Here is a 15,060-nt window from a genome sequence, read left to right on the forward strand (position 1 = left end):
CATGTTAGAATTAAAAGATATCAAGAAGTATTATACAGTTGGCGCCAGTACTACGAAAGCCCTCGACGGCGTCACCGTCGCCTTTCGTAAACAAGAGTTTGTTGCCATTTTAGGGCCAAGCGGCTCTGGGAAAACAACCATGTTGAACGTGATCGGCGGCTTAGATAATTACGACTCTGGTGATATGATCATCAATGGCAAATCAACCAAGTCCTTTAAAGACCGCGACTGGGATGCCTATCGGAACAATTCGATCGGCTTTGTCTTCCAAAGCTACAATTTGATCAGTCATTTAGGCATCATCGACAACGTCGAGCTTGGAATGACCTTGAGCGGTGTGTCAAAAGAAGAAAAACGCGCCAAAGCAACCGATGCTTTGACGCGTGTGGGCTTAGCTGAGCATATGCACAAAAAACCAAATCAGCTTTCTGGTGGTCAAATGCAGCGGGTAGCGATCGCTCGTGCCTTAGCAAATGATCCTGATATCCTCCTTTGTGATGAACCTACAGGTGCCTTAGATTCAGAGACAAGTGTCCAAATCATGGAACTGATCCAAGAACTATCAAAAGAAAAATTGGTCATCATGGTTACTCATAATCCTGAATTGGCCCACAAATACGCTGGACGGATCATTGAATTCAAAGACGGACGAATCATTAAAGATTCGAACCCCCATGTCGAAGGCCAAAAGAAAGACCAATTCGAATTAAAGCACACAAAAATGAGTTTTATGACGGCCTTACGTTTGTCGTTTAACAATATCCGAACCAAAAAAGGGCGCACCTTCTTGACAGCCTTTGCTTCTAGTATCGGAATCATCGGAATCGCCATTGTTTTGTCACTATCAACGGGATTCCAAAAACAAATCGACAATACCCAGTCAGAAACATTAGCTCGTTTTCCGATCACGATCTCACAAGTGGCCACTGAACAAGATCCATCAGCGATGGGTACGCGGGATAAATCTGAAGATTTCCCTTCAGATAAAGAGGTCACTGCCAAATTAAGTGATACGGATCGTGCAACCCATATCAACAAAATCGATCAAGAGTTTCTCGATTACATCAACGACATTGATCCTGAGTTAAGTAACAATATCGGCTACACTCGTTCAACTTCATTGAATCTTTTCCGCAAGATCGATGACAATGTGGAACAAGTCAGCTTCTCCAACGCGTCGCCTGACAATGAACAGACCAATGCCATGATGTCTGCCATGAGTGCCTCAACCGGTATTGGGGTTTCGACTTTCCCTGAGCAGTTATCAGAGGATAACGGCAATTTCTTAAAAGACAACTATGACCTTTTAGAAGGCAGCTACCCAAGTGCCAGCACAGATGTCGTTTTGATCGTCGATGAAAACAACGTAACGAATGTCAATGCATTGATCAATCTCGGTTTTGATATTGAAGATGGTGACACGGTTTCCTTCGACGATATCGTGGGAACAAAAATCACATTGGCGTCTAATGATGCCTTTTACACCGAATTGCCGACTGGAAACTTCATTCCAAACCAAGATTTAAATGAAGTTTTCGATAACAGCAACAACAAAGAATTAACGATCAGCGGAATCTTACGTATCAAGCAAAACTCTACGATGAACTTGCTGTCAACCGGCATTGCCTACAGTGATGCCCTCGCGCAAGAAGTGATCAAAGAAAACCAAGACTCAGCGATCGTCCAAGCACAAAAAGATAGCGACACCAACGTGATGACGAATGAACCCGTTGACGAAAGTGCCAAAGATTCATTGATCGCTTATCTCGGCGGCAGTGATTTACCAAACAGCATTATGATCTATCCAAATGATTTCAGTGCCAAAGAAAAAATCCTTGATTACTTGGATGACTTCAACAAAGGCAAAGACAAAGAAGACCAAATCGTTTATTCCGATTTAGCCGGTACGATGACTCAATTGACTGGTGGCTTGATGGATGCCATCACCTATGTCTTGATCGCTTTTGCAGGAATCTCTTTGGTAACCAGCATGATCATGATCGGTATCATCACTTATACCTCTGTACTAGAACGCACGAAAGAAATTGGGGTCTTAAAAGCATTAGGTGCTCGTAAAAAAGACATCACCCGCGTCTTCGATGCCGAAACCTGTATTTTAGGGATCGCTTCAGGGGCTTTAGGTGTCCTAATTGCTTGGTTAGCTACATTCCCGATCAACGCGATCTTATATAGTATGACTGATCTCGAAAATGTTGCTCAATTAAATCCGGTCCACGGCCTGATCTTGATTGCCGTCAGCACCGTTCTAACCATGATTGGCGGCCACATTCCAGCTCGAATGGCAGCGAAAAAAGATGCAGCGATCGCTTTACGCGCCGACTAATTTTATAAGAAAACCTAACAGGCAGCAGCCATCCCCTTGGCTGCTGTTTTTTTGTCCTTCCTTCTGACTTCCAAAAGGTTTCTCTTGAAAAATCCATAAATGAGGAATACAATAGATTTGTTTTTAGGTATACCTAAAAAGATAGGGTGTGAAACGATGAATGAAGAAAAAAAATTGATCCAAGCGGCCAACGGTCCTAGCTTGGAAGAAATAAATAATACAGTTGCCATCCCAAAAAACGGCAGCTTTTGGCGCAATCTCTTAGCGTTCTCTGGTCCTGGGGCATTGGTAGCCGTGGGCTATATGGACCCAGGAAACTGGATCACCTCGATCGGAGGCGGTGCTGAATATGGCTATCTCTTACTTTCTGTGATCTTGATTTCCAGTTTGATCGCTATGCTACTGCAATACATGGCAGCCAAGCTAGGGATCGTGACCCAGATGGACCTTGCGCAAGCAACTCGTAAACACACCAGCAAAGGTTTAGGCTTTGTCTTGTGGATCGTCACCGAATTGGCTATCATGGCAACGGATATCGCGGAAGTGATCGGAGGAGCGATCGCTCTCAATCTACTATTCGGCTTACCGTTATTAGTTGGGGTCATCTTAACGATTTTCGATGTATTGCTTCTGCTCTTTTTAATGAAACTAGGTTTCCGTAAAATCGAAGCGATCGTCATGACACTGATTTTGGTCATTATGCTGGTCTTTTGTTACGAAGTCATTATTGCTCAACCGGATCTACCGGCTGTCTTGCAAGGCTTTATTCCGCAAAAACAAGTCTTGAACCATGGGCAGCTGACAATGGCATTGGGGATCGTTGGTGCGACTGTGATGCCCCATAATCTCTATCTGCATTCTTCGATCTCCCAGTCACGAAAAATCGATCGCAGCGATACTCAAGAAGTGGCAACGGCCGTGCGGTTCGCTACTTGGGATTCCAATATCCAATTATCCGCTGCGTTTTTGGTCAATTGCCTGCTTTTGATCTTAGGAAGCGCCTTGTTCTTTGGTCATAGCGAAGAAGTCGGCACCTTCTCCGCGCTGTTCAATGCATTGCAAGATTCCTCCATTGCTGGTGCTGTCGCCAGTCCAGTCTTGAGCGTTCTGTTTGCCGTAGCGCTCTTGGCATCCGGTCAAAATTCAACGATCACTGGGACACTGACAGGCCAAGTCGTGATGGAAGGATTTATCCATATGAAGATCCCTACTTGGGCGCGACGTCTGATCACCCGTGGCTTATCGGTGATCCCCGTCTTGCTTTGTACAATTTACTTTGGCGGCAACGAACAAGCTCTGGACGATCTGCTGATCTATTCGCAAGTCTTTTTAAGCATCGCCTTACCCGTTTCGATGATTCCGCTGGTTCTTTTTACCAGCTCAAAAAAAATCATGGGGGAACGCTTCAAGAATCCGCTATGGGTCTCTACCTTAGGCTGGATTTGTGCCATTGCACTGACGGTCTTGAATGTCCGCTTGATCATCGAAACACTCGGCAACTTCTAATATCGAAAAAAGCTTACGAGGTAGCCTCGTAAGCTTTTTTGGTTAATTCGTTTCTAAATCATGTAAAAACAGACCGCTCAACAGTTTTGGTTCAAACCAAGTTGATTTTGGCGGCATGATTTCTCCCGCATCGGCTACTGCCAAAAGATCGGCCATTTGCGTTGGATACATGGAAAAAGCCAATGTCCATTCTCCGCTATCCACCAAACGTTCCAATTCTTCTGGACCACGAATCCCGCCGACAAAATCAATGCGTTTGTCTGTCCGCACATCTTGGATCGCGAAAATATCAGCCAGCACGTATTGTTGTAAAAGCGACACATCCAGCTGTCCTACCGCATCTTGCGGCACAGCTTCTGGTTTGATGGTCAACTCCCACCACGCATGGTTTAGGTACAGATGAATCGAACCACGTTGCGCTGGTTTCTTCGTTGTAGTTTCTTGAATCGTAAAATGCTGGGCTGCCTGCTCAAAAAAGGTTTCTGGCACCGGTACCCGCAAGACCCGATTGTATTCCCAAATCGCTAATTCATTTTCTGGGAATAAGATTGCTAAAAAGCGGTCGCTTTCTTGGCTGCTTTGGCCATCGGCTCGCTTTTGCAAGCCAACTTTAACTGCTGACTCTGTACGGTGATGTCCATCCGCAATATAGAGGGCATCTACAGCCTGAAACTGCTGGGCAAAAGAGGCGACTAGCGCTGGATCATCGATCAGCCAAACACGATGCTGCACCTCATGATAGCTGACAAAATCATAGATCGGCGCATGTTCTGCTTGCCACGCATCGATCGCTTCTTTGACTGCTGCTGGTTGGCGATAGCTCAAGAAAATCGGACTTGTATTGGCATCACATGCCAGAATATGATTGATCCGATCGATTTCTTTTTCTGGACGGGTAAACTCGTGTTTCTTGATTTTCCCAGCGACATAATCATCGATCGAGGTACAGGCGACAAGCCCAGTTTGACTTCTGCCAGCCATCGTCAATTCATACAAATAATATGCGGGCGCCGTTTCTTGAATCAACCAGCCTTCTTCTTGAAAAGATGCAAGATTTTCAGCCGCTTTTTGATACACCTGTGGATCATAAGGATCGATTCCTGGCAAGTCGATCTCCGAACGGTCGATGTGGAAATAGCTGTAAGGATTGCCTTGCGCAAACGCTGCGGCTTCTTGTGAATTGACCACGTCATAAGGCAGCTCGGCCACTTTTTCTGCCAATGAGGCTTCTGGACGAATGGCTTTAAACGGAAATACTTGAACCATTAATACCCAACCTCCTGATTTTTGATGACCCGTACACGAACGATATTTTCGTTCTCCCGCAGTTTATCGGCTAATTGATTCAACAATGCCTCATCTTCAGAAGCGACATCGGCTAGGGTGTAAGCAAAGTCTTCCCGTCCACGATTCAGCATATTGTCGATATTAATCCCAGATTCCGCAATGATCGACGAAATCTGACCTAACATATTCGGTACATTGCGATTGATGATCGTCAGACGATAAGGCGAATGAAAAGCCATCTCAACGGTTGGAAAATTCACCGAGCGCTTGATGGTCCCGAATTCCAAGAATTTTTTCAATGTTCGGGCTGCCATCTTGGCACAGTTGACTTCAGCTTCTTCTGTTGATGCACCTAAATGCGGCAAGACGAGTACTTTTTCATTGTGCAGCAATTGTTCATCCGCAAAATCAGTCGTATAGCCAGCTAAACGGTCGGCTTTTAACGCACGTAAAACGGCATCTGTATCGACGATTTCTTTACGAGAAAAGTTGAATAGCTTCATTGTTGGTTTCATTTTCGCAAGTTCGGCTTCCCCGACGAGATGATGCGTGTTTTCCATTAGCGGCACATGAACCGTAATAAAATCACAGGTTGAAAAGACTTCCGCAATATCATTGGCACGCTTGACCCGACGAGAGATCGTCCAAGCAGTATCCACTGACACGTAGGGATCATAACCGACTACTTCCATCCCTAGACGATAAGCATCGTTGGCAACCATCGCTCCAATAGAACCAAGGCCGATGATTCCTAACTTTTTACCTTCTAACTCTGTTCCAGCAAATTGACTTTTTTGTGCTTCTGCTTGTTCTTCCACATTATCACCGTTCAAGGTTTGGACCCATTGGGCACCTCGTAAAATCGGGCGGACACTTAAGAGCAGACTAGCAATCACTAATTCTTTGACCGCATTGGCATTGGCACCGGGTGTATTAAAGACGACGATCCCTTTTTCAGTACATGCTTTGACGGGAATGTTGTTGGTCCCAGCCCCTGCACGAGCAATACCTAAGACACTTTCAGGAAAAGCGTAATCGTGCAATTTCTGGCTGCGCAGCAAAATCCCTTGCGGTTGGTCGCTCTCGTTGATGGCATACTTTTCTTTTTCTAAACGCTGTAATCCTTCTGGTGCGATCGCATTGAATGTTTTGATTTGGAACATTTATTTGACCTCCGCTTCAAATGATTTCATAAAGTCGACTAACGCTTGAACGCCAGCTAATGGAAAGGCATTGTACAAGCTTGCTCGCATTCCTCCAACGGAACGATGCCCTTTCAAGTTCTCAAAACCAGCTTTGACAGCTTCTTCATTGAAGCGCTGATCTAATGCTTTATCCCCTGTTACAAAAGGAATATTCGTTAGTGAACGGCTATCAACAGCCACAGGACTACTGTAAAGAGCAGAGGCTTCGATCGTTTCGTATAAAAGCGCCGCTTTTTGGCGGTCTTGTTCTAAAATTGCAGGAATGCCGCCTAATTCTTCCAACCATTCAAACACCAATTTAGCAATATAGATAGCATACGTTGGTGGTGTATTGTACAATGAGTCATTTTTAGCCTGTAGACGATAATCCAGCATTGGAGCGAAAACAGCATCATCATTGAGTAAATCTTCTCGGATGATTACTACCGTCAACCCTGCAGGACCAATATTCTTTTGGGCCCCAGCATAAATCACACCGAAGTCTTCTACGCGATAGTCATTGGCTAAAATATTTGAGGACATATCCGCTACGATCGGCACGTTGCCAGCCTGCGGAATCGTTTGAAAGGCAGTCCCTTCAATGGTGTTGTTCGTGGTGATATGCAAATAAGCCGCTTCTTGATCGATCGCATCTTCTGAAATTTCTGGAATATAGGTAAAGTTTTGATCCTCACTAGAGGCAACAACTTCCACCGTCACGTTTCCAAGCGCTTTTGCTGCTTCAATAGCTTTCTTCGACCAAGAACCGGTATTTACGTATAAGGCTTTTTTGTTTTGTGCAAGATTCAAAGGGATCATACTGAATTGGAGACTCGCGCCGCCTTGTAAAAACAGTACCTGATAGTTTTCAGGAATTCCCATTAATTTTCGTAAAAGTGCTTCTGCATCTTTAATGATTGCTTCAAACAAGGAGGACCGATGACTCAGCTCCATAACGGACATCCCACTTCCGCGGTAATTCAAAAGTTCGGATTGTGCTTTCTCCAATACGGGACGGGGCAATACGGCAGGACCAGCTGAAAAGTTATAAACTGTCATACAAAAAATCTCTCCTTTATGTTAGATGTGAAAATCATTATAACAGATAGCCGAAAATGAAAAAAGCCTTAAAAGAGAAAATAATTTTGAATTTTCAGAAAAGACTACCAATTTCTTAACGTTCGTCATTTCGGCATTTTTTCAAATAGCCAGCGAGAAATTTCATTGTAAACGATCTCGCGGTTGCGCTCATTCAAAATCTCATGACGGCCATGTTCGAGCAAATACATCGTCACGTCAGCATTTTGCTTCAGTTGCTGAGCCAATTGGCGGACGCTTTTGCCATAGTGCCCAACAGGATCGTCTCCACCTGAAATCAGCAGCAGCGGCAATTCTGAATCAATCTTGCGCAGTTGATCCGGATCACTGGCAGCTTGTGTCAATGTAAAGAGATCCTTGTAAGCTGCTAAAGAAAAATGAAATTGGGTGTAAGGGTCCTTCAAATAGCGATCCACTTGCTGCGGATCACTGGTCAACCAATCTTTGGCGGTCCGATTGGGACGAAAACGCCGGTTGTGCCGGCCAAAAACTAGCTGTTCCATTACGTGATAAGGCCATTGCTGAGCGGCAAACGGCCGCAACAAGTTCGTAACGAGTTTACCTCCTTGCATCAGCACGGCTTTTTCCATCGTGGTGCCCATGATGATCGCTCCTGTCAATGGATGTGGCTGACTAAACAAATAATTCCGCAAAACCAGCGATCCCATACTGTGACCTAAGATAAAGTATGGTCGGTCTGGATAGCAAGCAGCGGCGTACTGATGGACTATTGCCACATCTGCCACTAAATGTTTGGCACCCTCTTTTTCACCAAAATGCCCATAAGCCTGTGTGTCCTTCACGGATTGCCCATGCCCTAAGTGATCATGACCGACCACCGCATAGCCTTGTGCAGTTAAACATTCCGCAAACTCGTGGTAACGTTCAATGTGCTCAATCATTCCGTGGACGATTTGCACGACTGCTTTTGGCTGTTCTTCTGGCAGCCACGTTTTGACAAAAAGCTGATCCTTCCCATTTGATGAAGTCAGCTTTTCTTGATTCATCCTCATAGTTTGCACCTCTTTTGCTTTTTCTTTTCCCTCCGCCAAATAAAACGGTCGTTTTCTTTATTATACATGGAATTTTAGGCTATGGCGGTAGGAGTTGGGAATTTGCGAGGATAAAAAAACTCCTGCTACATTGTCTAGAGACAAAGTAGCAGGAGTCAAACGATCATTACCCATCGCTTGGATTGGAAAACTTCCTCACTATTTTTTATTTGAATTTGACGATTTCTAAACGATCAATACTTAGCGTATCCACCCCAATCTCAGACGAAAGGGTGATTTCCTGCGCCCCTTTCGGTAACTTCATGCGGACTTGTAGCGGTTGATAATATTCGGAAGGATAGACATCTACCACGTGGTTTGCTTGTTTCGTTTCAATCCTGACCTGAATTGGGTCATTCAAGGAGAGATAATCAGCGGTTTTGACATAGGCAATCACCAGAAATTCGTCTGCTTCTTCAATCTGCGGAGCAAAGATAATTTTGTCAGTCGTTGATTCAAAGCCTTGGACGACTTTCTTAGAGAATGCTGCCTCATCTTCGACAAGCACTAAATCGCCCTCCAGCAAAGCACGGCTAGCAGTTAATCGCAGTCGATTGGGCTCAGCTTTTGGCAACGCTTGAACATGCCACTCATCAAAAGGAGCTTCCAGTAGAATTTTATCCTCTTGATCCCAACCAAACTTTTGTAAGCGGATCGAACGGTTCCAGCCCGAATGATCCCACCGAGCAGCATGATAAATCAGCCAGTCTTCAGAACCATCTTTTGATTTGGTAAATCCATTATGACCAGGTCCATAGACAGTGTTTGTCTGTTGGAAAATCGGCGCTGGTTCCTTTTGCCAGTTCGCTCTTTCTAGCGGATCATCAGCCACATCTAGGGTCATAAGACCAAGAGCGTAATCATTGTCCCAGCTTCCACTGGCAGAGTATACCAAATTGACTGTTTCGTCTTTGATCATCACTTGAGGGGCTTCATTGATCAATGGTGTTTGCCGCATTTCCCATTCATATTCTGGTTCTGAGATAAGTCGTTTCTCCCCGATCACTTCCGTAGGGGAGGCCATTTCCGCTAAATAAAGATTTTGCGCAACATTTTCATACCCTTCCCAGCCCGACCAAAGGAAATAGCGTTTGTCATTGATCTCTAAGACTGTTCCATCAATCGCAAATTTATCATCCATCCCTTTGATCTCTTCCAATTGCCACTCACCCATGTAAGGATCTTTTTGATGATTGACTAATGCGTACATACGATGCGTTTCTGAAGGACGATTAGCCGCGAAATACATCACCCAGCGATCATCTAAGTAATGAAGCTCAGGTGCCCAGATACTTTCAAATTCTGCTGGCATTTCCCAGATGATCTTTTTTTCACCAGCAGCAACGTGAGAGAGGTTTTCAGCACGCCAAAGCGTTAAATTATTCCCAGTCGTTTTGGTATAATAAAAGAACGCTTCCGTTTGCAAGATCCAAGGATCTGCCCCATCATTATCGATAATTGAAGTAAAATCGGACACTTCTTCCCCTGGATCAGTTCCAGCGCTACAACCGGTTATCATAAGCGCAGCAATCAAGATACTTACTCCACTGAGCCAAGCTGCTGATTTCCCCATCGGACATCGCCCCTTTCCTTACCAATCATTTTATTCTACCTGCGGTGGATGAAACTGCTCATTGATCTCTTTAATTGCTGTCAAATCAACTTTTGGTTGGCGATCATAGGTCAGTAACCCATTGATTTCTTGTTCGACATCTGTCAACTGAGTGTAGCAATAGCCCCAGAGTCCGACAGAGTCATAAACAGCCACCATGATTCGCTGATAATCCTTCAAGAAATCTTGTTGATTTTCCACTGAGGTATAGCCCCAACCGGGTTGCCCCGAAACATCGAAGCCAATACCACCAAACTCGGTCAATAAAATAGGCTGATCCTGATAAGAAAATCCTCCAGCGAAAATCGGCCAGGGGGTCGATACTCGACTCACCAATTTTTCTCTCGTGCTGAGACTGTCTTTAAAGTATAGATATTTTTGCCGCTCAGATTCTTGCCCATGCGCATAATTATGAATCGCACAAATATCGGTCTCCGTCATCGCCCAACCATCATTTGAAATAACCAACCGTTGCTGGTCTAACGAATGGATAAAGTGATACATCGCTTGAGAAAAATGCTGTTGCTGACGATCAAATGAGATTTTTGGCACACCCCAGCTCTCGTTGATTGGGACCCAAGTAACGATCGAAGGATGACTATAATCCCGAGTAATGATTTCTGTCCACTCTTGCATCAAGCGCGTTACCGAAAGATCGGTATAGATTGCCGGCGCCGCACACTCTCCCCAAACAAGAAATCCTAATTTATCTGCCCAGTATAAAAAGCGTGGGTCTTCTGTTTTTTGGTGTTTTCGGCAACCATTAAATCCCATTTCTTTGGCCAATAAGATGTCTTGTTTAAAGTCCTCATCTGTTGGTGCAGTTAACAAGCCGCTCGGCCAATAGCCTTGATCGAGAACCAACTTCTGGTAGTAAGGCTTGTTATTTAAGTAAATCATACCGTTTTCTGTATGTATTTTACGCATACCAAAATAACTTTTTAGCTGATCGATGGCCTTCCCTGCTTCTCTAAGAGTCAATTCTACATCAAATAATTGCGGTTTTTCAGGTGTCCAAGACCAGCCTTCGTGGTGAAAATTCGTCCGAAAAATTTCTTGCTGGAAAATATCAACCGCCAAACTCAACTTAGAAGTGATAAAGTCTGCCTTTCCGCTGGTAACTAAAGCACCTTTAAAATAGATTTGATATTCTAAGACTACTTGTGGCTGTAACTGATTCAGTTCTACATCGATCTTAACGGCGCCAGCATCAAAATCACTCGTAAATTTCACCTGTTGCAGATGGGTTTCGGCAACTACTTCAAGCCAGACTGGCTGCCAGATCCCTGTTGAGTTTGTGTACCAGATTCCTGCTGATTCTTCTTCCCAAAATTGTTTCCCCCGTGGAATGCTTTCATCAAAATGTGGATCAAATGCTCGCACACTTAGTATTTGCTCTTGTCCAGATACTAAAGCATCCGTGATGTCTATATCAAAAGAGGTATGCCCTCCGCAATGATTTTTCACATGATTGCCATTGACAAACACATCTGCTTCATAGTCCACCGCCCCAAAATGCAAAAGGACACGACTTTTTTCAAGGACTTGCACATTGAAGGTCCGATAATACCATACAACGTCGTGCACTTCTCGATGATCAATGCCGCTCAATGCACTTTGATAGACAAAGGGAACATTGATCTTGTACGGATAGTTTGCTTCATTTGTGTACCACTTTTCTTTTAAACCAAGATTTTGGTCATCAAAGGCAAATTGCCATTCACCATTTAAGCTTAACCAATTCTCTCTCTCAAATTGCGGTCTCGGGTATTCTTCTCTACTCATATTTCCTCCAAAAACAAATTATTTTATGCCACTTTGCAACGACATTGACGCCATAAAGCTTTTTTGCGCCACCAAATACAATAAAAAGGTAGGGATCAAAGCCAAGATTGCTCCGGCAGTTCCAATTCCCGGATAGGTCATGTATTGCCCTTGTAGCAACTGCAGCCCCGGTGTAATCGGTAATTTATCAATATCGTTTATCACGATCGATGGCCACAAGAAGTCATTCCATGAGCCAGTAAAACTAAATAACGCAACCACCGTCAATACAGGTTTGATCAGTGGTAAGATAATATGATAAAAGATTTGAAACTCGTTGGCCCCATCGATCACAGCCGATTCATCCAATTCTTTAGGAATCCCTAAAATGAACTGCCGAACGAGGAAAATGTTATAAACACCTGCAGCCCCAGGAACGATGACTGCCAGAAATGTATTAGTCCAACCTAACGTATCAACGATTTTAAAATTCGGGATCAAATTGACCACCCCGGGAAACATCATCGTTCCTAACAATAGGGCAAAAATCAAATCTCTCCCCTTAAAGGTGAGTCGTGTATAGCCATAGGCTGCAAACGAGACGATCACCATAACCAACAGCGTATGTGAAGTTGAAATAATCATTGAATTCACAAACCAGCGGAACACAGGAGAAGAATCATTGCCTTTTAACAAGCCCAAAAAGTTAGCCAGCGTCCAATCTTGTGGAATCAAACTGAACCCAACCTTTTGAATCTCTGCCTCCGATTTAAACGAGGTAAAAATTGCCCATATCAAAGGAAAGAGCCAAATCACACAGACGATCGCTAGCAAAATAAAGGCAATTCTTTTCCCTAGTTTGTTTTCTCGCATCTTCTTCCCTCCTATCTTTCCATTTTTTTGATGACCATAAATTGCACAATCGAAACTGCCATGATTACAAAACCTAGTAAAATAGCCATCGCTGAAGAAATTCCTGCAACCGAGGTACTACTACCAAAAGCATTTTCTTGGATGTACATCATCAACACGCGAGTAGAATTGTTGGGTCCGCCACCCGTCAACATTAGTGGCTGACCATAAATATTAAACTGAGCGATGGTCGTCATGACCGTGGTAAAAACAAGCTGGTTGCGAATACTCGGCAAAGAGATACGGAAAAATTTCGTTATACTATTTGCACCATCTAATTCTGCTGCTTCTAACTGCTCTTTAGAGACGCCATTTAATGCAGCAACATAAATAATTAGATTCCCACCTAATGTCCACCAAATCGTCACGATCAAAATAGCGATCCATGCCCATGGTTGCGTGCCTACAAAATTGATGTCGATACCGAATACTTCTTTGATTGGCCCAAAAGATTTGCTCAAAAGGAACCCCCAAATAATCATGACGGCAGAGATTGCAAACAGTGTTGGCAGATAGAGAATCGATTGAAAAAAACGCATCATTTTTGGTTTAGCAGACAATGCAACCGCTAGCAACAAGGGAATTACAATACATAACGGAACGGAGATTGCCGCAAAAAACAGCGTATTTTTCATTCCATTAAAAAATTGCGTATGATACAACGAGTCTTGATCAAACAAAATCGTTTGAAAATTATCAAACCCGACAAAAATCGGTGTACTGAACAGATCCCATTCAGTAAAAGAAACATAGATCCCAATCACTGCAGGAACTAAAAAGAATAAAAGAAAAAGGAGCATATGCGGACCAATAAAAACGATTGGCCAGCCATTTAACCTTTTTTTCATCAATACCCATCCTTCCTTGTATTTCTAGTGCAGCTCTCAACAAGAAACAACTGTGACAGCCCTTTAAGCCTATCAGAATTCCTCCCCTATCAAAAAATGGACTGAATTCTTTTTATGGTCGCTCTTCCTTCTGCCACAGCCTCTATGTGAGAAGATTATTTCATCTTTTCTTCTACAACTTTTTGGATCTCACCAAAAGTCGTTTGAATATCTGCTTTTCCTGTGATCATGTCCCATGAGCGATTATCATATTCACCAAAGATATACGATAAGCCATCAACTGCGTTAACAGAAATTGCCGCTTGTCCTTTTTCTGTCTTCAATAAGAAGGATTGTGGCATCTCAACATATTCTTCATTGTCTAGCATAGCTAAGGAAGTAGGATTTGCACCTGATTTGACCCACTCTAATTGGTTTGCTTGTAACCAAGTCAGAAAGTCGACCATGCCACTTTTCTTTTCATCGGAACGTTCCTCGTTCGTTTTGAACATTGCAAACTGATCGACGCCTGAACCTTGAATGATATGTTCCGCATCCCATTGAGGAGTAAATGTTTGGCCCCAAGTGAAGTCACTGATTTCTTCCATATTACTTAGCATCCATGTTCCTTCTGGAAGAAAAATCAGTTGCTGGTTTGCAAAAAGTTTATTTGCATCTTCACCATCTGGGACCATGTAGCCGGCATCGTACAGATCCTTAAACTCTTGAACGGCATTGTAAGAATACTCATTATCGATATTGATGTTTCCTTGTGCATCTTGCCATTCCCCACCCATTTGTTGGTAGAGATTCGAATAATTCTGCATGCCCCATGTATAACCAAAACTATAGATACCATCTGCTTTTGCTTTTTCCCCAGCTTGTCTGATTTCTTCATACGTCACTACGCCATCATCCAACGCTCCTGGAACATATTTATCCACCAAATCTTGGTTGTAATACATCACCCACGAACCCATGGTTGCCGGAATCCCATATTGACTATCATCCACTACACCAGTGTCCCAAGCAGCTTCTACGTAGTTTTCCCGTGCCAATTCTGTTCCATCGATCATGTCATCCCAAGTTTCAAGCATGTCTTGGTGTTTATACGTAGGCAAAGCTTCTGAGGCGATCAAAGCCAAATCAGGGACACCTTTCCCCGATTTCCCCGCAGTCGTCAACTTTGAAGTAAAGGTGTCACCTTGCATGCTTACTAGCTTCACTTTAAAGTCTGGGTCTGTTTCATTGTATTGATCAATCGTTTTTTTGATTTTTTCACCGTCCGGTCCTGTTGTCGAAGACCAAAGCAAAATTTCTGAATTATTACTTGAGCTACCACTTCCGCCACAAGCAGCTAACAATACTGTACATAATAAGCTTGTCCCTACTAAAACAATTGATTTACTTACTTTCATTTTTTACACTCCTTTTAATTTAACTAAAAAGTAAAATGACATCCAAATATCAATAA

At 43.5% G+C, this 15,060-nt stretch carries 11 protein-coding genes; 2 read left to right on the forward strand and 9 right to left on the reverse strand.

Translation table 11 applies throughout. From position 1 onward, the window contains the following. The first annotated feature begins 1 nt into the window (after position 1). Together IGI88_RS03890 and IGI88_RS03895 are read left to right on the forward strand one after the other, a co-directional pair. Positions 2 to 2,344 (forward strand): ABC transporter ATP-binding protein/permease, encoded by a 2,343-nt coding sequence (locus IGI88_RS03890; protein ID WP_008380388.1) that lies wholly within the window; start codon positions 2 to 4, stop codon positions 2,342 to 2,344. A 156-nt stretch (positions 2,345 to 2,500) separates the two neighbouring features. Then, on the forward strand, positions 2,501 to 3,850 hold the full coding sequence (locus IGI88_RS03895; RefSeq protein ID WP_008380385.1) for an Nramp family divalent metal transporter: 1,350 nt from the start codon (positions 2,501 to 2,503) through the stop codon (positions 3,848 to 3,850). 42 nt (positions 3,851 to 3,892) lie between these two features. Here IGI88_RS03895 and IGI88_RS03900 read toward each other — a convergent pair whose 3' ends face one another. From IGI88_RS03900 to IGI88_RS03940, 9 genes are all read right to left on the reverse strand, one after another. After that, positions 3,893 to 5,116: a DUF1015 domain-containing protein gene (locus IGI88_RS03900; RefSeq protein WP_429960223.1), complete on the reverse strand. Its 1,224-nt coding sequence runs from the start codon at positions 5,114 to 5,116 to the stop codon at positions 3,893 to 3,895. Next, entirely contained in the window at positions 5,116 to 6,300 is a 1,185-nt protein-coding gene (locus tag IGI88_RS03905) for a phosphoglycerate dehydrogenase (RefSeq protein ID WP_429960224.1), read from the reverse strand. The genes IGI88_RS03900 and IGI88_RS03905 overlap by 1 nt, the downstream gene beginning before the upstream one ends. After that, positions 6,301 to 7,380 carry a 3-phosphoserine/phosphohydroxythreonine transaminase gene (gene serC / locus IGI88_RS03910; protein WP_005228215.1) on the reverse strand — a complete coding sequence of 360 codons (1,080 nt, stop codon included), beginning with the start codon at positions 7,378 to 7,380 and terminating at the stop codon, positions 6,301 to 6,303. 125 nt (positions 7,381 to 7,505) lie between these two features. Then, positions 7,506 to 8,432 (reverse strand): alpha/beta hydrolase, encoded by a 927-nt coding sequence (locus IGI88_RS03915; RefSeq protein WP_194199221.1) that lies wholly within the window; start codon positions 8,430 to 8,432, stop codon positions 7,506 to 7,508. 205 nt (positions 8,433 to 8,637) lie between these two features. Further along, positions 8,638 to 10,044: a glycoside hydrolase family 43 protein gene (locus IGI88_RS03920; protein WP_429960225.1), complete on the reverse strand. Its 1,407-nt coding sequence runs from the start codon at positions 10,042 to 10,044 to the stop codon at positions 8,638 to 8,640. Between the two features lie 30 nt (positions 10,045 to 10,074). Next, positions 10,075 to 11,868 (reverse strand): glycoside hydrolase family 2 protein, encoded by a 1,794-nt coding sequence (locus IGI88_RS03925; protein ID WP_429960226.1) that lies wholly within the window; start codon positions 11,866 to 11,868, stop codon positions 10,075 to 10,077. Between the two features lie 18 nt (positions 11,869 to 11,886). Further along, complete coding sequence (locus tag IGI88_RS03930) at positions 11,887 to 12,720, reverse strand: carbohydrate ABC transporter permease (protein ID WP_429960227.1); 834 nt, start codon at positions 12,718 to 12,720, stop codon at positions 11,887 to 11,889. A gap of 11 nt (positions 12,721 to 12,731) precedes the next feature. Next, positions 12,732 to 13,607 carry a carbohydrate ABC transporter permease gene (locus IGI88_RS03935; RefSeq protein ID WP_016612866.1) on the reverse strand — a complete coding sequence of 292 codons (876 nt, stop codon included), beginning with the start codon at positions 13,605 to 13,607 and terminating at the stop codon, positions 12,732 to 12,734. A gap of 155 nt (positions 13,608 to 13,762) precedes the next feature. Beyond that, a complete protein-coding gene (locus IGI88_RS03940; protein ID WP_061053285.1) occupies positions 13,763 to 15,004 on the reverse strand; it encodes an extracellular solute-binding protein in 1,242 nt (413 codons plus the stop codon). Positions 15,005 to 15,060 lie beyond the last annotated feature (56 nt).

The sequence above is a fragment of the Enterococcus sp. AZ179 genome, from assembly GCF_050498885.1.
GTDB lineage: Bacteria > Bacillota > Bacilli > Lactobacillales > Enterococcaceae > Enterococcus_D > Enterococcus_D entomosocium.